Source organism: Komagataeibacter xylinus (assembly GCF_004302915.1).
Lineage (GTDB): Bacteria > Pseudomonadota > Alphaproteobacteria > Acetobacterales > Acetobacteraceae > Komagataeibacter > Komagataeibacter xylinus_C.
In genome coordinates this window covers 20,727-41,270 of record NZ_QQBI01000002.1, presented here as the reverse complement: position 1 = coordinate 41,270, position 20,544 = coordinate 20,727, and the positions used below count along the sequence as shown (strand labels likewise).

19 protein-coding genes are annotated in these 20,544 nt (G+C 65.5%); 12 read left to right on the top strand and 7 right to left on the bottom strand.

The features are described 5' to 3' along the window. Positions 1-50 precede the first annotated feature (50 nt). Positions 51-1,070 carry a murein hydrolase activator EnvC family protein gene (locus DV027_RS01870; protein WP_242621695.1) on the bottom strand — a complete coding sequence of 340 codons (1,020 nt, stop codon included), beginning with the start codon at positions 1,068-1,070 and terminating at the stop codon, positions 51-53. On the opposite strand from DV027_RS01870, the gene DV027_RS17810 reads away from it, so the two are divergent. Next, complete coding sequence (locus DV027_RS17810; protein WP_242621694.1) at positions 1,047-1,355, top strand: hypothetical protein; 309 nt, start codon at positions 1,047-1,049, stop codon at positions 1,353-1,355. The two genes, DV027_RS01870 and DV027_RS17810, sit on opposite strands and share 24 nt — an antisense overlap. 59 nt (positions 1,356-1,414) lie before the next feature. Here the strand turns inward: DV027_RS17810 and gpmI are convergent, their stop codons facing one another. After that, a complete protein-coding gene (gene gpmI, locus DV027_RS01865; protein WP_130730289.1) occupies positions 1,415-2,971 on the bottom strand; it encodes a 2,3-bisphosphoglycerate-independent phosphoglycerate mutase in 1,557 nt (518 codons plus the stop codon). Positions 2,972-3,063: 92 nt separating this feature from the next. Between gpmI and msrB the strand changes: the two genes are divergently transcribed. Next, positions 3,064-3,465, top strand: a complete 402-nt coding sequence (msrB, locus tag DV027_RS01860) for a peptide-methionine (R)-S-oxide reductase MsrB (RefSeq protein WP_130730288.1) — start codon at positions 3,064-3,066, stop codon at positions 3,463-3,465. 97 nt (positions 3,466-3,562) lie between these two features. Continuing rightward, positions 3,563-4,216: a uracil phosphoribosyltransferase gene (upp, locus tag DV027_RS01855; RefSeq protein WP_130730287.1), complete on the top strand. Its 654-nt coding sequence runs from the start codon at positions 3,563-3,565 to the stop codon at positions 4,214-4,216. Between the two features lie 146 nt (positions 4,217-4,362). On the opposite strand, the gene DV027_RS01850 is transcribed toward upp, so the two are convergent. The 4 genes from DV027_RS01850 to carA form a co-directional block, all read right to left on the bottom strand. Beyond that, entirely contained in the window at positions 4,363-5,559 is a 1,197-nt protein-coding gene (locus DV027_RS01850) for a threonine ammonia-lyase (RefSeq protein ID WP_130730286.1), read from the bottom strand. 11 nt (positions 5,560-5,570) lie between these two features. Further along, positions 5,571-6,044, bottom strand: a complete 474-nt coding sequence (gene greA, locus DV027_RS01845) for a transcription elongation factor GreA (protein ID WP_078524521.1) — start codon at positions 6,042-6,044, stop codon at positions 5,571-5,573. 134 nt (positions 6,045-6,178) lie between these two features. Further along, a complete protein-coding gene (gene carB / locus DV027_RS01840; protein WP_130730285.1) occupies positions 6,179-9,433 on the bottom strand; it encodes a carbamoyl-phosphate synthase large subunit in 3,255 nt (1,084 codons plus the stop codon). Between the two features lie 13 nt (positions 9,434-9,446). Then, complete coding sequence (carA, locus tag DV027_RS01835; protein ID WP_130730284.1) at positions 9,447-10,844, bottom strand: glutamine-hydrolyzing carbamoyl-phosphate synthase small subunit; 1,398 nt, start codon at positions 10,842-10,844, stop codon at positions 9,447-9,449. A 152-nt stretch (positions 10,845-10,996) separates the two neighbouring features. Between carA and DV027_RS01830 the strand changes: the two genes are divergently transcribed. The 9 genes from DV027_RS01830 to DV027_RS01790 all read left to right on the top strand — a co-directional run bounded on the left by DV027_RS01830 (position 10,997) and on the right by DV027_RS01790 (position 19,586). After that, the gene (locus DV027_RS01830; RefSeq protein WP_130730283.1) at positions 10,997-11,455 is read left to right on the top strand and encodes a GatB/YqeY domain-containing protein; all 459 of its coding nucleotides are present in this window, start codon (positions 10,997-10,999) and stop codon (positions 11,453-11,455) included. Between the two features lie 21 nt (positions 11,456-11,476). Then, the gene (gene dnaG, locus DV027_RS01825; protein ID WP_130730282.1) at positions 11,477-13,270 is read left to right on the top strand and encodes a DNA primase; all 1,794 of its coding nucleotides are present in this window, start codon (positions 11,477-11,479) and stop codon (positions 13,268-13,270) included. Between the two features lie 220 nt (positions 13,271-13,490). Then, complete coding sequence (gene rpoD, locus DV027_RS01820; RefSeq protein ID WP_130730281.1) at positions 13,491-15,470, top strand: RNA polymerase sigma factor RpoD; 1,980 nt, start codon at positions 13,491-13,493, stop codon at positions 15,468-15,470. After that, positions 15,460-16,062 (top strand): GNAT family N-acetyltransferase, encoded by a 603-nt coding sequence (locus DV027_RS01815; RefSeq protein ID WP_130730415.1) that lies wholly within the window; start codon positions 15,460-15,462, stop codon positions 16,060-16,062. The genes rpoD and DV027_RS01815 overlap by 11 nt, the downstream gene beginning before the upstream one ends. Positions 16,063-16,155: 93 nt before the next feature. Next, the gene (locus DV027_RS01810) at positions 16,156-16,710 is read left to right on the top strand and encodes a hypothetical protein (protein ID WP_130730280.1); all 555 of its coding nucleotides are present in this window, start codon (positions 16,156-16,158) and stop codon (positions 16,708-16,710) included. A gap of 159 nt (positions 16,711-16,869) precedes the next feature. Next, complete coding sequence (gene rpsF, locus DV027_RS01805) at positions 16,870-17,355, top strand: 30S ribosomal protein S6 (RefSeq protein ID WP_061271284.1); 486 nt, start codon at positions 16,870-16,872, stop codon at positions 17,353-17,355. A gap of 6 nt (positions 17,356-17,361) precedes the next feature. Then, positions 17,362-17,637: a 30S ribosomal protein S18 gene (rpsR, locus tag DV027_RS01800; protein ID WP_061271282.1), complete on the top strand. Its 276-nt coding sequence runs from the start codon at positions 17,362-17,364 to the stop codon at positions 17,635-17,637. Between the two features lie 13 nt (positions 17,638-17,650). Then, positions 17,651-18,241, top strand: coding sequence for a 50S ribosomal protein L9 (rplI, locus tag DV027_RS01795; RefSeq protein ID WP_061271280.1), 591 nt, complete (start codon positions 17,651-17,653; stop codon positions 18,239-18,241). A 121-nt stretch (positions 18,242-18,362) separates the two neighbouring features. Further along, on the top strand, positions 18,363-19,586 hold the full coding sequence (locus DV027_RS01790) for an SAM-dependent methyltransferase (protein ID WP_130730279.1): 1,224 nt from the start codon (positions 18,363-18,365) through the stop codon (positions 19,584-19,586). A 100-nt stretch (positions 19,587-19,686) separates the two neighbouring features. Here the strand turns inward: DV027_RS01790 and rsmA are convergent, their stop codons facing one another. Beyond that, positions 19,687-20,538: a 16S rRNA (adenine(1518)-N(6)/adenine(1519)-N(6))-dimethyltransferase RsmA gene (gene rsmA, locus DV027_RS01785; RefSeq protein ID WP_130730278.1), complete on the bottom strand. Its 852-nt coding sequence runs from the start codon at positions 20,536-20,538 to the stop codon at positions 19,687-19,689. Positions 20,539-20,544 lie beyond the last annotated feature (6 nt).

Sequence of the window (20,544 nt, the reverse complement as noted above, 5' to 3'; positions counted from 1 at the left end):
TCGGTAGCATATACCGAACCCGTGCTGGGATAAAACCGCCTTGCGCGCCATTACAGGTATGGCGCCGGATTGACCGTGCTCCCCCCGTGGCGCAGCTGTACGAACAGGGTGGGGCGCGCGCCGCCGCCGCTCCATTGCGGCATCTGGCCCACTGCCGCCCCGCGGCTGACCTGCTGGCCCGCCGCCACCGCGATCTCGCCAAGGCCCGCGAGCACGAAGCGGTAATGCTTGCCACAGTCAAGGATCATCATCTGGCCATAGGTACGGAACGGCCCGGCAAAATCAATGCGCCCCGTGCATGGCGCGCGTACGCTCGCGCGTGAAGGTGGTGCGTAGGTGATGCCGGTGGCGGGCCCGCTTTCGGTCGGGTGGCCCCAACCGGTCAGCACCGTGCCCGCCACGGGCGCGCCCGCGCTGGCGTTCGTGGTGCTGATGCCGGGGCCTGCGCCATCGGCCATTTCATGCGCCTGGCGCCGCGCTGCGGTGGCGGCCTGCATGTTATGCGCGCGCTCGGCAGCGCGGGCGGCCTGCTCGAGTTTTTTTTCGGCCTGATCTTCGGTTTCCTCGATGCGGGTGATGGCGTCCTGCACGCTTGAGGCGCGGCGGGCGGCCTCTTCCACCGCCTGGGTGGCGCTTTCGGCCGCGGCGTTCGAGCGCTGCTGGGCCTCAAGGGCGGCACGGGCCGCGCGGTTGACCGCATCGCGCTGGCTTTCGCGCTGGCTGACCACCTGGCGCATCTGCTGCTGCTGGCGGCCGAGTTCATCATCAAGGGCGAGCAGGCGGGCGCGGCGGTCGTGTATGGCGTGGGCCTGCCGGGCGATATCGGCCATCATGCCATGCACCACCAGCAGGCCGGTCACGGCGCGGTCGGCTGGCAGCGGCACGGCCAGCAATGTGTCAGCGGGGTAGAGCGACAGGCGCTCGACCAGCGGCAGCAGGGGGGCGAGGCGGGCGACCTGGGCGGCAAGCTGCTGGCGCAGGGCCGCCTGCTCGGCATGCAGGTCGCCAATACGGTCGTCAATATCGGCGGCCTGCTGCTCGGTCTGTTGCAGGCGTGCCGTGGCATCCACCGTGGCGGCGGACAGGCTGGCCGCTTTTTCCGCATCCGCGCGGGCCTGCTCGCGGGCCTGCTGCTGCTCCCTGCGACGGGCCTCGAGGTCGTGGGCCTGCTGCTGCTCGCGCGCCAGCAGGTTTTCATGCGCGCTGCGTGCGGCTTCAAGCTGCTGGCGGATGCGCTGCTCGCTGGCCGTGGGGGCATGGGGTGTTGCGTGCGTGGCATGGCCGGTATGGGCATGGGACGTACCGCCCGCCGCATGGGTAGGTACGGCCCCGGCAGGTGCGTGTATTGCGCATGAAAGCAGGAACCCGCTGGCCAGGCGGAGCGGCCAGCGGGCTGTAGCATGCAGGCGTGGTGTCAGGATGGCGTGGACCCATCCAGCAGTGAGTGCCCGGTCATGGCGGCGGGCTGGGGCAGGTGCATGAGCTGTAGCAGCGTGGGCGCAAGGTCGGCCAGGCGGCCATCATGCAGCCCCACGCCCTGCGGCCCGCCCGCGAGCACCACGGGCACCACGTTGAGCGTATGGGCGGTGTGGGGGCCGTTGGTTTCGGGGTCGAACATGGTTTCCGCATTACCGTGATCGGCGGTGACCAGCAATGCCCCGCCTGCGTGTTCGATGGCCCTGGCAATGCGGCCCAGCCCGGTATCGACCGCCTCGACCGCCTTGATGGCGGCGGCGAGCACGCCGGTATGGCCCACCATGTCGGCATTGGCGAAGTTGAGCACGATCAGGTCGTATCTGCCGCTGCCGATCGCCTCGACCGCGCGGTCGGTCAGTTCGGGAGCCGACATCTCGGGCTGGAGGTCATAGGTCGCGACCTTGGGGGAAGGCACCATGATCCGGTCCTCGCCCGCAAGCTGCGCCTCGCGCCCGCCATTGAGGAAGTAGGTCACGTGCGGGTATTTTTCCGTCTCGGCCATGCGCAGCTGTTTCAGCCCTGCCGCACTCACCACATCGCCCAGCAGGTCATGCAGCGCCTCGGGCGGGAAGAGCACGGTCATCAGCTCGGCCAGCCGGTCGCTGTAGCGGGTCATGCCGGTGACGGCAGCAAGGTTGACCAGCTTCACGCGCGTGAAGCCCTCGAAGCCGGGTTCAAGCAGCGCATCGAGCAGCTGGCGGATGCGGTCGGCGCGGAAATTGAAGCTCAGCACCCCGTCGCCATCGCGCATGCCGCCATATTCGCCAATGACGGTGGGGATCACGAACTCATCGGTAGTGCCGGCCTCATAGGCCTTGTCGAGCACATCGAGCGCATCGCCCGCATGCGGGCCTTCACCGGCCACGATGGCGTTGTAGGTCTTTTCCACCCGCTCCCAGCGGCGGTCGCGGTCCATGGCGTAATAGCGGCCCGATACGGTACCGATGCGCGTGCCCTCGGGCAGGGCCGAGAGCAGTCTGCACACATAGCCGTGCCCGGATTGCGGCGCGGTGTCGCGCCCATCGGTAAAGAGGTGCATGGTGACCGGCACGCCCGCTGCGCGCACGATGTGGGCAAGGGCTACCGCGTGGTCCTGGTGGGCATGCACGCCCCCGGGCGAGACAAGGCCCATGAGGTGGCAGGTGCCGCCGGTTTTTTTCAGCGCGGCAATGAAATCACGCATCACGGCGCTGTCTGCCACCGTGCCATCAGCCAGGCCTGCGGTGATGCGCGGCAGTTCCTGCATGACCACGCGGCCCGCGCCGATATTGAGGTGACCCACCTCGGAATTGCCCATCTGGCCGCCCGGCAGGCCCACGTCCTCGCCACACGTCTTGAGGAAGGCACGGGGGCCGGTTGCCCATAATTTGTCAAAGGCGGGGGTACGCGCGGCTTTTACCGCGTTATTGGCTTCATCCTCGCGCCAGCCGAATCCATCAAGCACCACCAGCATGACGGGGCGGGGCGGCCTGTTCACCGATTCATGGTCGTTCATGGGGTTATTTTCTCCCTGTTTTATTTTGTGTGGCATGATGCCCTAAAAGCGTTCAGCGTCAAATGCCTCTGTAGCCAAGGAAGGAAGCAGCCATGTCTGATCCCGCAAGCAGGGAAGGTGCCGCATGCGGCTGCCTGAGCCCCGAACAGTTGCGCATATTGCGCGAACACGGCACCGAGCGCCCCGGCTCCAGCCCGCTGAATAACGAAAAGCGTGCCGGTGAATATCGTTGCGCGGGCTGTGGCGCGCCACTGTTTTATTCCGGCGCGAAATATGAAAGCGGCAGCGGCTGGCCTTCGTTTTTCGAGGCCATTCCCGGCGCGGTGGGCACCACCACCGATACCAGCCACGGCATGACCCGCACGGAGGTGCACTGCGCGCAGTGCCACGGGCATCTGGGCCATGTCTTTCCCGACGGGCCGCCGCCCACCGGCCTGCGCTATTGCATGAACGGGCTGGCCCTGACATTCGTGCCACGTGACGGTGCCGACTGAAGCATGCGCCGGAAGGAAGTTTTTGGCGAAGCGTTTTTCAAACAGCTCCGAAGAAGGCCGCGCCCGGAAACTTTCATGACCCTTAGAAGGAATAAAGATGACCGAGCCTGCCACCCCGCATGATGCGGGTGTTGTTGTTGTCGATCACCCGCTGGTGCAGCACAAGCTGACGCTGCTGCGCGAACGCCAGACCGCGACCGGGGAATTCCGCAGGCTTGCGCGTGAACTCAGCCTGCTGCTTGGCTATGAGGCGATGCGCGACCTGCCGCTTGAGCCGGTGGAAATCGACACCCCCATGGAGCGCATGGAGGCCCGGCGGCTGGCGGGCAAGAAGCTGTGCCTTGTTTCCATCCTGCGCGCGGGCAATGGCATCCTTGACGGGTTGCTCGACCTTGTGCCCTCGGCGCGTATTGGCCATGTCGGGCTGTATCGCGACCCTGAAACGCTGGAGCCGGTCGAATATTACCTCAAGCTGCCTGATGATATCGGCAACCGCATCTGCCTTGTGGTCGACCCCATGCTGGCCACGGGCCACAGCGCCGTGGCGGCCATTGACCGGCTGAAGCAGGCCGGGTGCAACAGGATGGTGTTCGTGTGCCTGCTCGCCTCGCCCGAAGGGGTGGCCTGCCTGCGCCGCGCACACCCTGATGTGCGGATCGTGACCTGCGCCATTGATCGCGGGCTGGATGAGCACGGCTATATCCGCCCGGGCCTTGGCGATGCGGGCGACCGCCTGTTCGGCACGAAATGAAACCCACGGAGCTATATGCTGCCCCGCAGGTCTGTGATTTCAAGAAACTGCTTGAAAACAATTCCTTGATAAAAAACGATAAAAGTTTTTGGGTGCCGCCTTTTTTCAAAAAGGCGGCATTCTTCGAAGCTTTTTGAGTGCCCGCGTCAGGCGCGGCGCACGATATAGGTCTTGGCCAGTTCGGCCTCGAGTGCGCGGGCATGCTCGGGGTCGCGGGCCTCGATCATGACCTCAAGCTCGGCGGCCTGCACGCTGGGCGTGGTAAACAGGCGCTGGTGCGAGACCTCGATGATGTTGCCGCCCTCATCGCCAATCTTGCGCGAGATGTCGGCCAGTACGCCGGGGCGGTCGGGTATTTCCATCTTCAGGCACAAAAGCCGCCCGTCGCGCAGCAGCGAGCGCAGCAGGGTATTGGCCAGGATGCGGCTGTCGATGTTGCCACCCGTAATGGGCAGCGCCACGCGCTTGCCCCGGAACAGTTCGGGGTAGGTCAGCACGGCGGCAAGGGCCGTGGCGCCCGCACCCTCGCTCACCTGCTTGGCTCCTTCGGCCAGCATGGTGATGGCGGTCTCGATCGCACTTTCAGGCACGACCAGCACGCTTGATACGAGTTCACGGATGACCTCGAGCGGCTGGCGGCCGATCTGCAGCACCGCAATGCCCTCGGCAATGGTGGCGCCACCCGGCGGCATCACCTCATCACCGGGGAAGCCCGCGAGCGATGAGAAGTTTTCCACCTGCACGCCAATGATGTCCATGCCCGGCTGGAGCGCCCGCCCGGCCACGGCGCAGCCCGAGAGCAGACCGCCGCCGCCAATGGGGCAGACGAAGGTGTCAAGCGGGCCTGCATCCTCGAACAGTTCGAGTGCGAACGTGCCCTGTCCGGCCATGATCTCGGGGTCATCATAGGGGTGGACGAATACCCGCCCCTCGCGCTGGCACAGCATGTTGGCATGCGCCGTGGCCTCGGCGAAGTTGTCGCCCTCAAGCACAACGGTCGCCCCCCACGCAGCCGTGCGCGTGACCTTGGCGGCGGGCGTGAAGCGCGGCATGACAATCACCGCGTCAATGCCAAGCAGGGAAGCATGGCGGGCCACGCCCTGCGCATGGTTGCCTGCCGAGACGGTAATCACGCCACGCTCGCGCTCGCGTGGGGTGAGCAGGGCAAGCTTGTTGGCTGCCCCGCGCTCCTTGAACGAACCCACCGCCTGCAGGTTATCGAGCTTGAGCACGATATCCGCGCCGGTTGCGCGCGAGAGGGTCTGGCACGGTATGGTGGGCGTGTGGAGTACGCGCCCCTTTATCCGCTGTGCGGCGGCGGTGATATCTTCAAGCGTGATCACGGGTTTATGGCCTAGCCGTAGGTAACTTCCAGGATTTCGTAGGTCCGGTCACCGCCGGGGGCGGGCACGGACACGCTGTCGCCCACGCTCTTGCCAATCAGCGACTTGGCCAGCGGCGAGGAGATGGACAGGAGCCCCTGCTTGATGTCGGCCTCGTACACGCCCACGATCTGGTAGGTGGCTTCCTTGTCGGTTTCCTCATCCACCAGCTTGACGCGCGCGCCGAATTTGACCTGGTCGCCCGAGAGCGAGGCCGGGTCAATCACCTCCACGGAGGAGACGATTTCCTCAAGTTCCTGAATGCGGCCTTCGGTAAAGGACTGGCGCTCACGCGCGGCATGGTATTCCGCGTTTTCCGAAAGGTCGCCGTGGCTCCGCGCTTCGGCAATGGCGCGTATGATCGCGGGGCGTTCTTCACTCTTGAGCTTGCGCAGTTCGTCTTCAAGCCGTTCGAGCCCGGGGGCTGTCATCGGAAATTTCTGCAAGGTTTGTCCCCGAGGTGAAGGTCAGTTTCCGCAACTGACGGTTGGTTGCTGTGTCCGGGCGTATTGCCTGTAATACGACGCGGGCAGCCTGCCAGCCCAGGGACCAGCAGACCACCCGCGTTGTGGCGATGCGCTCAGAATGATCCCTTAAAATAGGATTGAAGCGGCGCGACTTCAAGAACCCCCTCGCGCATGGCCGAAATGGCATGCGTTGCAGCCCTGGCTCCCGCAATGGTGGTGTAGTGCGGAATGCCGTGGGTGAGTGCGGAGCGGCGGATGTCAAAGCTGTCGCTCACCGCCTGGGCGCCCTGGGCGGTGTTGATGACCATCTGGATCTCGCCCGAGCGGATGGCATCGACACAGTTGGGGCGGCCTTCGAGCACCTTGTTGATCACGTCCACCGCAACACCGGCTTCACGCAGGTATTTGGCGGTGCCGCGGGTTGCCACGACCCTGAAGCCCATCTCGACCAGCAGGCGGCCAATCGACTTGACTGCAGCCTTGTCGCTGTCGCGCACCGACAGGAACACCGTGCCCGAAAGCGGCAGCTTCACGCCTGCCGCAAGCTGCGACTTGGCGAAGGCCCGCTCAAACGAGGCATCAAGCCCCATGACTTCACCCGTCGAGCGCATCTCGGGGCCGAGGATCGTGTCCACGTCGGGGAAGCGGTTGAAGGGGAACACCGCCTCCTTCACCGCCACATGCGGGGCCACGGCACGGTCATCAAGCCGGAACTCGGCCAGCTTGGCACCAGCCATGACGCGCGCGCCGATCTTGGCCACCGGCACGCCGGTCGCCTTGGCCACGAAGGGCACGGTGCGCGAGGCGCGGGGATTGACCTCGAGCACGAAGATCTCCTGCCCCTTGATCGCGTACTGCACGTTCATCAGGCCCACAATGCCCAGTTCGCGCGCCATGGCCTCGGTCTGGGCCTTGAGCTCGGTCACGATGGCGGGCGAGAGCGTGTAGGGCGGCAGCGAGCAGGCGCTGTCACCCGAATGGATGCCCGCCTCCTCGATGTGTTCCATCACGCCTGCCACATAGACTTCCCTGCCATCGGCAATGCAGTCCACGTCGGCCTCGATCGCATCATTGAGGTAATGGTCGATCAGCACCGGGCCGTTGGCCACTTCGGCCCCCGCAAGCTGGAGCGCCACGCGCATGTAGCGCTGCAGGCTCGCACGGTCATGCACGATCTCCATTGCCCGCCCTCCCAGCACGTAGGACGGGCGGACCACGACCGGGTAGCCGATCTTCTCGGCCACGGCCTCGGCCTCCGCCGGGCTGCGGGCGATGCCGTTGGCGGGCTGGCGCAGGCCGAGCTTGTGCAGCATGGCCTGGAAGCGCTCGCGGTCCTCGGCCCGGTCAATCGCATCAGCCGGGGTGCCGAGCAGCGGAATGCCCGCGGCCTCGAGCGCGCGCGACAGCTTGAGCGGGGTCTGCCCGCCATACTGCACGATGCAGCCCAGAACCGTGCCGTTCTCCTGCTCGCGGCGGATCAGGGCGATCACGTCCTCGGCGGTCAGCGGTTCGAAATACAGGCGGTCCGATGTGTCATAGTCGGTCGAGACGGTCTCGGGGTTGCAGTTGACCATGATGGTCTCGAACCCGGCCTCGCGCAGGGCGTAGGCGGCATGGACGCAGCAGTAGTCAAACTCGATGCCCTGGCCGATGCGGTTCGGCCCGCCACCAAGGATGACGATCTTCCTGCGGTCCGTCGGCCTGCTTTCGCATTCCGGCACGCCGTAACCGCCTTCATAGGTGGAATACATGTAGGGCGTGGGGGAGGCGAACTCACCGGCACAGGTGTCGATGCGCTTGTACACCGGGGTAACACCCCGGCCTTCGCGCAGCCTGGCAACTTCTTCGGCCTGCGTGCCCGACAGGCGGGCAAGTTGGATGTCGGAGAAGCCCATGGCCTTGAGTGCGCGCAGGCTGTCGGCATCCTCGGGCAGGCCGTCACGCACTACCGCGTGCTCGGCAGCCACGATCTTGGCCAGTTCGCGCAGGAACCACGGCTCGAAGCGGCAGGCATCGTGAATGTCTTCAACGCTCAGCCCCGCGCGCAGGGCCTGGGCTGCCATGAGGATGCGCTCGGGGCGCGGCTGCGAAAGTGCAGCGCGGAACGCATCCGGCCCGCCATCGCCCGGCGCCTCGACCGGGTCCAGACCCGCCAGCCCGATTTCCATCGAGCGCAGGCCCTTCTGCATGGCCTCGGGGAAGGAGCGGCCAATGGCCATCGCCTCGCCAACCGATTTCATGCTGGTCGACAGCAGGGCCGGCGTGCCGGGGAACTTCTCGAACGTGAAGCGCGGGATCTTGACCACCACGTAGTCGATCGTGGGCTCGAACGAGGCAGGCGTGCTGCCGGTAATGTCGTTGGTCAGTTCATCGAGCGTGTAGCCCACTGCCAGCTTGGCCGCGATCTTGGCAATGGGGAAGCCCGTGGCCTTGGATGCCAGTGCAGAGGAGCGCGACACGCGCGGGTTCATTTCGATCACGACCACGCGGCCATCGGCCGGGTTGATGCCGAACTGCACGTTCGAGCCGCCAGTCTCCACCCCGATCTTGCGCAGGCAGGCCAGCGACATGTCGCGCAGGCGCTGGTATTCCTTGTCGGTCAGGGTCAGGGCGGGGGCGACGGTGATGGAATCACCGGTATGCACGCCCATCGGGTCGATGTTCTCGATGGAGCAGATGATGATGCAGTTGTCAGCCGTGTCGCGCACGACCTCCATCTCATACTCCTTCCAGCCCAGCACGGATTCCTCGATCAGGACTTCCGTGGTGGGGGAGGCATCAAGCCCGGAGGTGACGATGCGGTCGAACTCCTCCTTGTTGTAGGCAATGCCGCCGCCCGACCCGCCCATGGTGAAGGACGGGCGGATGACCGAAGGCAGGCCCACGGTGGCAAGGGCCGCGCGGGCCTCATCCAGCGTATGGGCGATCAGGCTGCGCGGACTCTCGATGCCGATCTCGTCCATCGCCTCGCGGAATTTCTGGCGGTCCTCGGCGCGGTCGATCACCTCGGCGTTCGCGCCGATCAGCTCGACATTGTGCTTCTTGAGGAAGCCGGACTTGTCGAGCGCCATGGCGGTGTTGAGCGCCGTCTGGCCGCCCATGGTGGGCAGCACCGCATCGGGCTTTTCACGCAGTATGATGCGCTCGACGAATTCCGGGGTGATGGGCTCGATATAGGTCGCATCCGCCAGCCCCGGATCGGTCATGATCGTGGCGGGGTTGGAGTTGACCAGAATGACGCGGTAGCCCTCTTCCTTCAGGGCCTTGCACGCCTGTGCGCCGGAATAGTCGAATTCGCACGCCTGGCCGATCACGATCGGGCCGGCGCCAATAATCAGGATGGAGCTGATGTCTGTCCGTTTGGGCATGTCGGGTCGGCTTTCACGCGGTCTTGGTTGTGGTGTCGATCAGGTCGACAAAACGGCGGAACAGGTAGTGGCTGTCTGACGGGCCGGGGCTGGCCTCGGGGTGGTACTGCACCGAGAACGCCGGGTAGCGGCTGGTGGCGATGCCCTCGTTCGAGCCGTCAAACAGGCTTGTATGGGTGGCGCGCACGTCAGCGGGCAGCGACTTGTCATCCACCGCAAAGCCGTGGTTCTGGCTGGTGATTTCCACCTTGCCGGTTTCAAGGTCTTTCACCGGCTGGTTGGCACCCCGGTGGCCGCGCGCCAGCTTGTAGGTTTTCGCACCGAGTGCGAGGGCCAGAAGCTGGTGGCCGAGGCAGATGCCAAAGACCGGCTTGCCCGCCTCCAGCACGCCCCTGATGGCGGGCACGGCATAGGTGGCGGTGGCCGCCGGGTCGCCCGGCCCGTTGGACAGGAACACGCCCGCGGGGTCGAGTGCGAGGATTTCCTCCGCCGTGGTGGTGGCGGGCACCACGGTCACGTCACAGCCAGCCGAGGCGAGGCAGCGCAGGATGTTGCGCTTGGCGCCATAATCAACGGCCACCACCTTGCGGCGCTTGGCGGGCAGGGGGGCGGTGCCATGCGGCCACTGCCACACGCCTTCGCTCCACCCGTAAGCCTTGGCGCAGGTCACTTCACGCGCAAGGTCCATGCCCTCCAGCCCCGGCCAGGCGCGGGCCTGTGCCTGCAGGGCCGCGATGTCGAACTCGCCATCGGCGGGATAGGCCACGATGGCCGTCTGCGGTCCGCCCTCGCGGATGCGGCGGGTGATGGCGCGGGTGTCGATGCCGCAGATGCCCGGCACGCCCTGCGCCTTGAGCCATGCATCGAGCGATTCGGTCGCGCGCCAGTTGGCGGGCGCGGTCAGGTCTTCCTTGACCACCAGCGCGCGGGCGTTGATGGCGGTGGCCTCATCATCCTCCGGCGTGGTGCCGGTATTGCCGATATGGGGGAAGGTGAAGGTAATGATCTGGCCTGCGAAGGAGGGGTCGGTCAGCGTTTCCTGGTAGCCGGTCATGCCGGTGGAAAAGCAGATCTCGCCCAGCGCGCGCTCCGTGCTGTGCGCACCGAATCCGCGCCCCCACAGGATGGTGCCATCGGCCAGGATCAGGGCGGCTGTCGCAGCTTTGGGCCTGTCGGCCGGTGCGATCGGGTTTGACGTGCTCATCGGGGGCTCCGGTCGGTCGGATTCTGTAGCGGGTTGCAGGTCGGACAGTGACAGGCCGGTGGCGCGCAGCACGGTGGTCCAGTGCTTGGGCGGAATGGCGCGGGCCTGCCGCCATTTGCGAATGGCCTCGGTGCTGACGCCAGCCAGCTTCGCGGCCTGTTCGGCCCCGCCAAGGCGTTCGATAATACTTTCTATCGTCATCGGCATTGGATGATGTCCCTTCCGGGAGTATTGCCTAACAGCGTCTCTGGTAATTGGGAAGAAAATTCCCACATACCCTTGCACCGAGACATTGGGAAAATTATTCCCGGCATGCAAGGGGGCATCGTGCCCTCCCGCCGGGCAGAGGAGTTGACAGCATGTCCCTGCGCGCACGTTTCATGGATGACCTGAAAACCGCCATGAAGGCTGGCCAGAGCGAAAAGGTCGGCACCATCCGCATGATTACGGCAAAGCTGAAGGATGTCGATATCGCAGGCCGCGCCAAGGGCGAGGACCAGGTGAGCGATGAGGCGGTGATTTCCATGCTGCGCGGCATGATCAAGTCCCGCACGGAATCGGCGGCGATGTACATCAAGGGCGGCCGCCCCGAACTGGCCGAGAAGGAAGAGGCCGAGATCGCGATCATCCGCGACTACCTGCCCCCCGATCTGGATGACGCCACCATCGAGGCCGCCGTGCGCGAAGCCATCGCGCGCACCGATGCCACCTCCATGAAGGACATGGGCAAGGTCATGGCAGCCCTCAAGGAGCAGTTTGGCGCGGCGCTCAACCCGGCCAGCGCCTCGGCTGTCGTGCGCGCGCGGCTTTCGGCCTGATCGCGCCGGAGTCCGGATACGATGGCGCTTGACCCCGCATTCCTTGACGAACTGCGTGCCCGCACGCCCATCGCCCCCGTGATCGGGCGGCGCACCAAGCTGGTGCGCTCGGGGAAGAACTGGAAGGCGTGCTGCCCCTTCCACGGGGAAAAGACGCCATCGTTCTACGTCTATGACGACCACTACCACTGCTTTGGCTGCCAGGCGCATGGCGATGTCATTACATTTGTCATGCAGAGCGAGGGCCGCTCCTTCCCCGAGGCGGTGGAGGAACTGGCCACCGCGGCGGGCATGGACATGCCAAAGCCCGACCCGGTGCGGCGCGAACGTGCCGAGCAGGCCCGCACGCTGGGCGATGTGCTCGAGGCCGTGCAGCAGTCATGGCAGCGCCGCCTGCATGAACCCGAAGGGCGCGAGGGGCTGGCCTACCTGCGCGGCCGTGGCCTGACCGATGAGACCATCGCCGCCTTCGGCCTGGGCTGGTCGGGTGCCGGGCGGGGCGAACTGGTGGCCGAAATGGCCAGGCTCGACATAACACCCGCCATGCTGCGTGATGCGGGGGTGATGCGCGCCGATGAGAGTGGCGCGCCGCAGCGCGAGCTGTTCTTCAACCGCGTGACCTTTCCCATCCGCGACCGGCGCGGGCGGCTGGTCTCGTTTGGCGGGCGCATTCTGGGTGATGGCCAGCCCAAATACCTCAACGGGCCGGAGACCGCGATCTTCTCCAAGCGCCGGGTGCTGTTCGGCCTGGACCGCGCGCGCGAGGGCGTGCGCGGCAGCGGGGCAGGGGCCGAGCTGCTGGTGGTTGAAGGCTACATGGATGTGATCGCACTGCATCAGGCAGGCTTTCATGGCGCGGTCGCCCCGCTGGGCACGGCGCTCACCGCCGAGCAGCTTGAGGCGCTGTGGCAGGTCGCCCCCGCCCCCGTGCTGTGCTTCGATGGCGATGGCGCGGGCCAGCGCGCGGCGGTGAAGGCGGCGGAGACCGCGCTGCCGCTGCTCAATGTCGAGCGCACGCTGCGCTTTTGCACCCTGCCCGAGGGCGAAGACCCCGACAGCCTCGTGCGCCGCCATGGCAGTGCCGCCATGGCCGCCATGATCGAGGGCGCGCGCCCGATGGGGCAGGTGCTGTTCGGGCTGATGAGCGAGGGCGTGCGCGACCCCGGCCCCGAGCAGCGCGCGGCCCTACGGCGCAGGCTCGTGGCGGTGGCGGCCCTCATACCCGACAAGACGCTGGCGGCCGAATACCGCTCGACCCTGCTCGACAGCTTTTTCCAGACCTTCCGCCGCGATGGGCGCGGTGGCGCAAAAAGGGTGCCCGTGGCCACGGCCCCGGTCGCCCCCATGGCCGCCGACCTGCAGCGCCAGTGCATTCTCAGCGCCATCCTGATCGAGCAGCCCAGCGTGCTTGACGTGGTGCAGGATGCCTATTGCAGCCTTGAGCTGCCCCCCGACCTCGCCGCCCTGCGCGAGGAACTGCTCGACCTGTATGACCGCAATGGCGCACTGCCCGATGCGGACGAACTCGCGTCCCGGCTGGCCGAAGCGGGCCTTGCCGATGTGCGCCAGCGCGTGGACGCCACGCGCGGGCGGCGGGGGCAGGCCGCCGATGCCGACCTGTTTGACACCGACCCCGTGCAGGAGTGGTGGCATTTCTACGGGCTGCTTGACGTCGAGCGCTTCGCCGCCGAGCTGCGCGCCGATACCGAGCGCCTGTGCGCGGGCACGCCGGATGAGGCACAATGGAACAGCCTGCGCACCCGCCTTATCGCCCTCGACGCCCTGCGCCGCGGCGGCGATGAGGAGGAGGAATGAGGCGGAAAATGGGCCGATTGCATGAAATGGGGCGCGCCTGCCCTTGACTTCGACCATGTTATCGACCACCTGCACCAGACAAATGCAGATGAAAACGGTATGATTGGCCGTATCCTGTCCCGCTGCGCGAAGGGGGCGGGAACAAGGGCGCGGCCCCTGTGCGCGGGCCGGTTCGGGCGCACGCGAGTAAACGGATTTGCTGGGTAGGGATTGATCGGGCATGGCGACAAAGACAGCCACGGGTACGGACACGGCTTCAGGGGATCAGGACAACGATACAACCCTGCTGGACACCCGCTCCGGCGCCGTAAAGAAGCTGATCGCGCGCGGCAAGGAACGCGGCTACATCACGTTTGACGAACTCAACGCCGTCCTGCCGCAGGACCAGATGTCCTCCGAGCAGATCGAGGATGTGATGGCCGCACTGTCCGAGATGGGCATGCAGGTGGTCGAGAACGAGGATAACGACGACACCGAGGCCGCCCCCGCGGCTGAAACCAAGAGCGACGACACCGCCGAGGAAGAGACCGAGAGCGAGGAACCCGCTGCCGGCAACGTCGATACCGAAAGCCTTGGCCGCACCGATGACCCGGTGCGCATGTACCTGCGCGAGATGGGCTCGGTCGAGCTGCTCTCGCGTGAGGGCGAGATCGCGATCGCCAAGCGCATCGAGGCCGGCCGCGACGAGATGATCGGCGGCCTGTGCGAAAGCCCGCTGACCTTCCGCGCCATCATTTCATGGCATGAGCGGCTCAAGGCCGGTGAGATGCTGCTGCGCGACATCGTTGACCTCGAGGCCATGCAGGCAGGCGGCAACGACCCCGCCGAGGCCGCTGAAGGCGACGATGCCTTTACCGAGAACGAGGGCAACGAGACCGAGGAGGCCGAGGAAAGCGAGAGCGAAGGCGAGGGTGAGGGCGAAGGTGCCGGCCTGTCGCTTTCCGCGCTGGAGGAAAAGCTCAAGCCCGAGATCCTCGAGCAGTTCAAGGAAGTCGAGGCGCTGTATGAGGCGCTGCACAAGGTGCAGGCCGAGCGGCTGGAAAAATTTACCGCCGGGCTTGAAATCTCCCCCGATGAGGAAAGCCGCTACGAGCAGCTGCGCCTGGAACTGGTGGGCAAGGTGCAGCAGGTTCACCTGCACAATGCCCGCATCGAGGTGCTGGTCGAGCACCTCAAGGAAATCTTCCAGCGCCTCAACGGCCTCGAGGGCCGCATGCTGCGCCTGGCCGAGAGCACCCGCGTCTCGCGTGATGACTTCCTGCTCAAATATCGTGGCCGCGAACTCGATCCGGGCTGGATGGACATGGTGGCGGGGCTGCCCGCCAAGTCGTGGAAGAACTTCCTGGCCAAGCATGCCGAGACGGTGATCCGCCTGCGCAACCAGGTGGCAGAGCTGACGCAGGAAACCGGGCTGCCGGTGGGCGAGTTCCGTCGCGTGTATGCCACCGTTTCGCGCGGGGAGCGGGATTCGGCGCGCGCCAAGAAGGAAATGATCGAGGCCAACCTGCGCCTCGTGATCTCGATCGCCAAGAAATACACCAATCGCGGCCTGCAGTTCCTTGACCTGATCCAGGAAGGCAATATCGGCCTGATGAAGGCGGTGGACAAATTCGAATACCGCCGTGGCTACAAGTTCTCCACCTACGCGACATGGTGGATCCGCCAGGCCATTACGCGTTCGATCGCCGACCAGGCGCGCACCATTCGCATTCCCGTGCACATGATCGAGACGATCAACAAGCTGGTGCGCACCTCGCGCCAGATGCTGCACGAGATCGGGCGTGAGCCCGCACCCGAGGAACTGGCCGAGAAGCTGGGCATGCCGCTGGAAAAGGTGCGCAAGGTGCTCAAGATTGCCAAGGAGCCGATCTCGCTCGAAACCCCGATCGGTGATGAGGAAGACAGCCACCTTGGTGACTTCATCGAGGACAAGGCTGCCGTCATCCCGCTCGATGCCGCGATCCAGACCAACCTGCGCGAGGCGACGACACGGGTGCTGTCCTCGCTCACCCCGCGTGAGGAGCGCGTGCTGCGCATGCGCTTTGGCATCGGCATGAATACCGACCATACGCTGGAGGAAGTGGGCCAGCAGTTCAACGTGACGCGCGAGCGTATCCGCCAGATCGAGGCCAAGGCGCTGCGCAAGCTCAAGCACCCGAGCCGGAGCCGCAAGCTGCGCTCGTTCCTTGATGATAACTGAGGTTCCATGTGCCCCCAGCCGCGATGAGCCGGATGGGGGTGGAACACGGATCGGGGTGGATGTGACGTTCCTGTGCATGGACCGCCCGCCACCAGGGATCCCCCCGGCGCTGCCGCCGGGCTACAGCATCCGCCAGACCTTCCGCCCCGGGGTGGCGTGGTACCGCGCCCTGTATGATGCGGTGGGGCAGGATTACTGCTGGTGGCTGCGCCGCGTCATGCCCGATGCCGAGCTTGCCCGCCTGCTCTCGGGCCCCGGCATTGCCGTGCATGTGCTTTATGATGGCGGTGAGCCCGCCGGTTTCTGCGAACTTGACAGCCGCTACGCGCCTGACGTGAACATCGCCTATTTCGGCCTGTTGCCCGCATGGATCGGGCGCGGGGTGGGGCAGGCCTTCCTGCACAACATGGTGGCGCGGGCCTGGGGGCTGCGGCCTGCCGTGGTCAGGGTCAATACCTGCTCGGCCGACCATCCGCGCGCCCTGCCCAATTACCTGCGGGCAGGCTTTCGCAAGGTGCGCACCCTGCATGAGGTATGGACCATCCCGCATGCGCTCGGCCTTGTGCCGCCCGCGCGGCTGCGGCTGGCCTGAATGCAGGCATGCGCATAAAAATAGTATTCCAGATATTGTTATAACACAAAACCGTTACCATTTCCTTCCTGTCCCATAATTGGAGAGAGGGAAATGGAGTTCGACGTATCCTATTACAAATTCCACGGCGTTGATCGGGCTGCCCTGATCGATGCGCTTGGCCTGCGTGACACCGGCACGCCGGACCCGGGTGGTGAGGCGCCTTATGCCATAGCCGACCTGCCCAACGGGTGGTTTGTTATCCGCGTTGATAACGATAGCGGTCTTCTGGCCGATTATGACCGCAGGACCCTGGTGCGCGAGGGCAAGCTGGTCACATGCGATGTCGGGAGCGTCGACCCCGTCAGCCAGGCCCAGGGCTATGAGGCGGGCGAGGAGCGCTGGAGCGTGGTGCATGACGGGCGCGGAGGGGAGATGCTCGCGCTCGACATACGCGGCGAGGCCCCGCCCGCCGTGCCCATGCTGCACAAGGAGGCCTTTGCCGCCACCCGCGCCCTGATGGCGCAGGGCGAGACCCGTGACCCCGGCCCGATGCTTGACGTGCCGCTCGCGGTGGTCAAGTCGGTCACGGGGTTCCGCCATGATGAGCCGCAGCTTGTCTCGCCCGAGCCCGTCTTTACGTGGCTGGCGCCGAAAGATCCGAAGTAAACCGTACTTTTTCCTTGTGCAGGGACGGGGTTTGTGTTTCAACCCGCTCCTTCCCTGCCGGGTGCGTGGCATCGCTCCCGGCTATACCCGTGCCCTATGGGCAACATGGCGGACCGTGTCCGTCCATGCGGGGGTTGAAGTGATCCGAAGGGAGTTCCAATGCCGTTGTATGAAACCGTGCTGATTGCACGTAATGACGTGTCGCAGCAGCAGGTCGAAGCCATTGCTGATGGCATCGCCACCTATCTGGAAGCCGAGTCCGGCTCCATCAAGAAGCGCGAATACTGGGGCCTGCGTACGCTGGCTTACCGTATCAAGAAGAACCGCAAGGGCCATTACATGCTCCTCGGCCTTGATGCGCCTTCTGCCGCGGTCAAGGAAATCGAGCGCCAGCTCGGCCTGAACGAAGATATCCTGCGCGTCCTGACCCTGCGCATCGACGAGATCGACGAGGCTCCCTCGGTCATCCTGTCGCGCAAGGGCGATGAGCGTGAGCGTGGCTTCCGTGGGCCCAAGCCCACCGGCCGTTTCGAGAGCGGTCGTGGCACGCGCCGCAATTTCGATGACCGCGAGGAGTTCCGCGCCCGTAACGAGCGTGAAGAACAGCAGCGCGCCAACGCCACTGCCAGCGCCGAAGCGGAGTAAGAGCTGATGTCTGAAACCACCGAGATCAACCCCGCCGCCCGCCGCGTTGCGGTTGGCGCGCGCCGTCCGTTCTACCGTCGTCGCAAGTCCTGCCCGTTCTCCGGCCCCAACGCGCCGAAGATCGACTACAAGGACGTGCGCCTGCTGAGCCGCTTCCTGTCCGAGCGTGGCAAGATCGTTCCCAGCCGCATCACGGCAGTCTCCGCCAAGAAGCAGCGTGAACTGGCCCAGGCCATCAAGCGTGCGCGTTTCCTGGCTTTGCTGCCCTACATTGTAAGCTGAGGGAGGCAGAATCATGTCCGCAGTAGAACTCATCCTGCTCCAGCGCGTCGAGAAGCTGGGCCAGATGGGCGAGATCGTCACGGTGAAGCCGGGCTATGCCCGTAACTTCCTGCTGCCCCAGGGCAAGGCGATCCGCGCCAACGCACATAACCGCGAGCGTTTCGAGCGTGAGCGCGTGCAGCTTGAGGCCCAGAACCTCAAGAACCGCGAGGAGGCCGAGCGCCTGTCCGAGCGCATGCACGGCCTGTCGGTCATCCTGATCCGCCAGGCGGGTGACAGCGGCAGCCTGTACGGCTCGGTCACGACCCGTGACATCGCTGAAGCGGCGACCAAGGCCGGCCTGACCATCACCCGCAACCAGGTGATCCTGCCCGAGCCGATCAAGCAGCTTGGCCTGTATGACGTAAGCGTTGCCCTGCACCCGGAAGTGTCCATGCAGGTCACCGTGAATGTTGCCCGCTCTGAGGAAGAAGCAGAGCGTCAGGCCCGTGGCGAGGAAATCGGCGTTGATATCGACGACGAACCCACACTGGCTGACGAAGGCGTGGTAACCGAGGGCGAAGTTTCGGAAGAGACCGCCATCGAGGAAACCCCGGCTGTCTGATTGACCTGACCCTGCAACCCGCCTGGCGGGTGGCTGGAGTGGTTGTGAAAGCCCGGAAGAGGAAACTCTTCCGGGCTTTTGCCGTTCGGGTTGCAGCATGAGGCATGCGGGGAGAAGACCGATGGCGCCTGTACTGCTGGACCGGGCGTTCGCCCATTTCATCACATCAGGCCGGCTCGAGGTCTATTACCCTGATGGAGACCGGCGCATCTACGTGGGCAGGCCCGGCCCGGAGGCCGCCATGCGCCTTGCCGATCCGGCCACCGCGCGTGCCCTGCTGCTCGATCCCGCGCTGAAGGTGGGCGAGGCCTACATGGCGGGCACGTTATACCCCGTGGGCTGCACGCTGTATGAGCTGATGCATGTGCTCATGCGCAACGTGATGGAGCGGAGCCCGGCGGGCGAGCGCGTGTTTTCCACCCTGCGCTACATGGCGCGGTCGTGGCTGCAAAATAATACCAGCCAGCGCGCCCGGCGTAATGTCGCCCACCATTATGACCTCGACAGCACGCTGTACCGGCATTTCCTTGATGAGGACATGCAGTATTCCTGCGGCTATTTTCCCACCGGGCACGAAACGCTGGCCGAGGCGCAGGCGGCCAAGAAGCATCATCTTGCCGCCAAGCTGTACCTGCACCGCCCCGGCATGAGCGTGCTGGATGTCGGCTGTGGCTGGGGTGGCCTGGGGCTGACGCTGGCGCGTGATTACGGCGCGTATGTCACCGGCATTACCCTGTCGCGCGAGCAGTTGCACATTGCCCAGGGCCGGGCGCGTGCTGCCGGGCTGGAGGGCAGGGTGCGCTTCGAGCTGCTCGATTACCGCACCGTGGCCCGGCAGTATGACCGGATCATTTCAGTCGGCATGTTCGAGCATGTGGGGGTGGCGCATTATCCTGCCTTCTTTGCCGCCATGCGCCGCGCGCTCCGGCCCGATGGCGTGATGGTGCTGCACGCCATAGGCCGGAGGGAAGGCCCGGGCGTGACCAATCCGTGGATTGACCGCTACATCTTTCCCGGTGGCTATTCCCCCGCCGTGAGCGAGGTGGTGGGGGCGGTGGAACGGGCCGGGCTGTGGCTGGCTGACTGCGAGATATGGCGCCTGCATTATGCCCGCACCATCGCTCACTGGCGCACCCGGTTCGCAGCCCGGCGCGCCCAGATCGCCCGGCTGTATGATGAGCGTTTCTGCCGCATGTTCGAGTTCTATCTGGTGGTGTCGGAACTGGCATTTCGCGTGCAGGGGCACATGAACTTCCAGCTCACGCTCTCGCGTGAAATCGATGCCCTGCCGCTGGCGCGTGACTATATGATGGCGCGCGGGCAGCGGGTGGAAAGTGCTGCGTAAGCCGCAACAGAATAAAAGTTTTCGGGCGCTGCCTTTTTTCAGAAAGGCGGCATTCTCCTGAAGCTTTTTGCAAAAAGCTTCACCAAAAACTTTTATCTCTTCAGGTTACGGCGGCGCTGCGGCGGGCATGCAGGCGGGCGAGGCGGTCGAAATCCGCGATCTCGAGCGTCTCCGCCCGGCGGCTGCCCTCAATTCCCGCTTCGGCCAGAAGTGCTTCGCCGCCAATGGATTTCAGCGACCCGCGCAGCATCTTGCGCCGCTGCCCGAAGGCTGCGGCCGTGACCTGCTCCATGGCGCGGAACAGGGCCGCATCGGGCTGCTCGGCATGCGGGATCAGCCCCACCACGGCGGAGTGGACCTTGGGCGGCGGCGAGAACGCGCCGGGGGGAATATGCATCATGACCCCGCAGCGGCATGTCCACTGCGCCAGCACGCCCAGCCGGCCGTAATGGTCGGAGCCGGGGGCGGCGCAGATACGCTCGGCCACTTCCTGCTGGAACATGAGCGTCAGCCGCGACCACGCGCTTGCCTGCCGCAGCCAGCCCACCAGCAGCGGTGTGCCCACATTGTAGGGCAGGTTGGCAATGATCTGGCGCGGGGCGGGGCACAGCGTGGCGAGATCCCGGCGCATGGCGTCCGCCTCGATGATCTGCAGGCGGTCCGGTGCGTGCGCCGCAAGCTCGGTAATGACCGCCACTGCGCGTGGATCGACCTCGACGGCGATGACGCTGGCCGCCTTCGTGTCAAGCAGCGCGCGGGTCAGGCCGCCGGGGCCGGGGCCGACCTCGACCACATGCTGCCCCGCAAGGTCGCCCGCCAGGGCCGCGATCCGCGCCGTAATGCCCGGATCAAGCAGGAAGTGCTGCCCAAGCGCCTTGCGGGCATCCAGCCCATGCCGCGCGATGGTATCGCGCAGCGGCTCAAGCCCGTGGGGGCGTTGTGGCATGGTCATGAAAGC

Coding starts and splice junctions, on each gene's coding strand:
- msrB (WP_130730288.1), top strand. CDS start 3,064: ATGTCTGATCCCGCAAGCAGGGAAGGTGCCGCATGCGGCTGCCTGAGC.
- DV027_RS01815 (WP_130730415.1), top strand. CDS start 15,460: ATGATAACTGAGGTTCCATGTGCCCCCAGCCGCGATGAGCCGGATGGG.
- rpoD (WP_130730281.1), top strand. CDS start 13,491: ATGGCGACAAAGACAGCCACGGGTACGGACACGGCTTCAGGGGATCAG.
- dnaG (WP_130730282.1), top strand. CDS start 11,477: ATGGCGCTTGACCCCGCATTCCTTGACGAACTGCGTGCCCGCACGCCC.
- DV027_RS01790 (WP_130730279.1), top strand. CDS start 18,363: ATGGCGCCTGTACTGCTGGACCGGGCGTTCGCCCATTTCATCACATCA.
- DV027_RS01830 (WP_130730283.1), top strand. CDS start 10,997: ATGTCCCTGCGCGCACGTTTCATGGATGACCTGAAAACCGCCATGAAG.
- DV027_RS01810 (WP_130730280.1), top strand. CDS start 16,156: ATGGAGTTCGACGTATCCTATTACAAATTCCACGGCGTTGATCGGGCT.
- upp (WP_130730287.1), top strand. CDS start 3,563: ATGACCGAGCCTGCCACCCCGCATGATGCGGGTGTTGTTGTTGTCGAT.
- gpmI (WP_130730289.1), bottom strand. CDS start 2,971: ATGAACGACCATGAATCGGTGAACAGGCCGCCCCGCCCCGTCATGCTG.
- rpsF (WP_061271284.1), top strand. CDS start 16,870: ATGCCGTTGTATGAAACCGTGCTGATTGCACGTAATGACGTGTCGCAG.
- rplI (WP_061271280.1), top strand. CDS start 17,651: ATGTCCGCAGTAGAACTCATCCTGCTCCAGCGCGTCGAGAAGCTGGGC.
- carB (WP_130730285.1), bottom strand. CDS start 9,433: ATGCCCAAACGGACAGACATCAGCTCCATCCTGATTATTGGCGCCGGC.
- carA (WP_130730284.1), bottom strand. CDS start 10,844: ATGCCGATGACGATAGAAAGTATTATCGAACGCCTTGGCGGGGCCGAA.
- rsmA (WP_130730278.1), bottom strand. CDS start 20,538: ATGACCATGCCACAACGCCCCCACGGGCTTGAGCCGCTGCGCGATACC.
- rpsR (WP_061271282.1), top strand. CDS start 17,362: ATGTCTGAAACCACCGAGATCAACCCCGCCGCCCGCCGCGTTGCGGTT.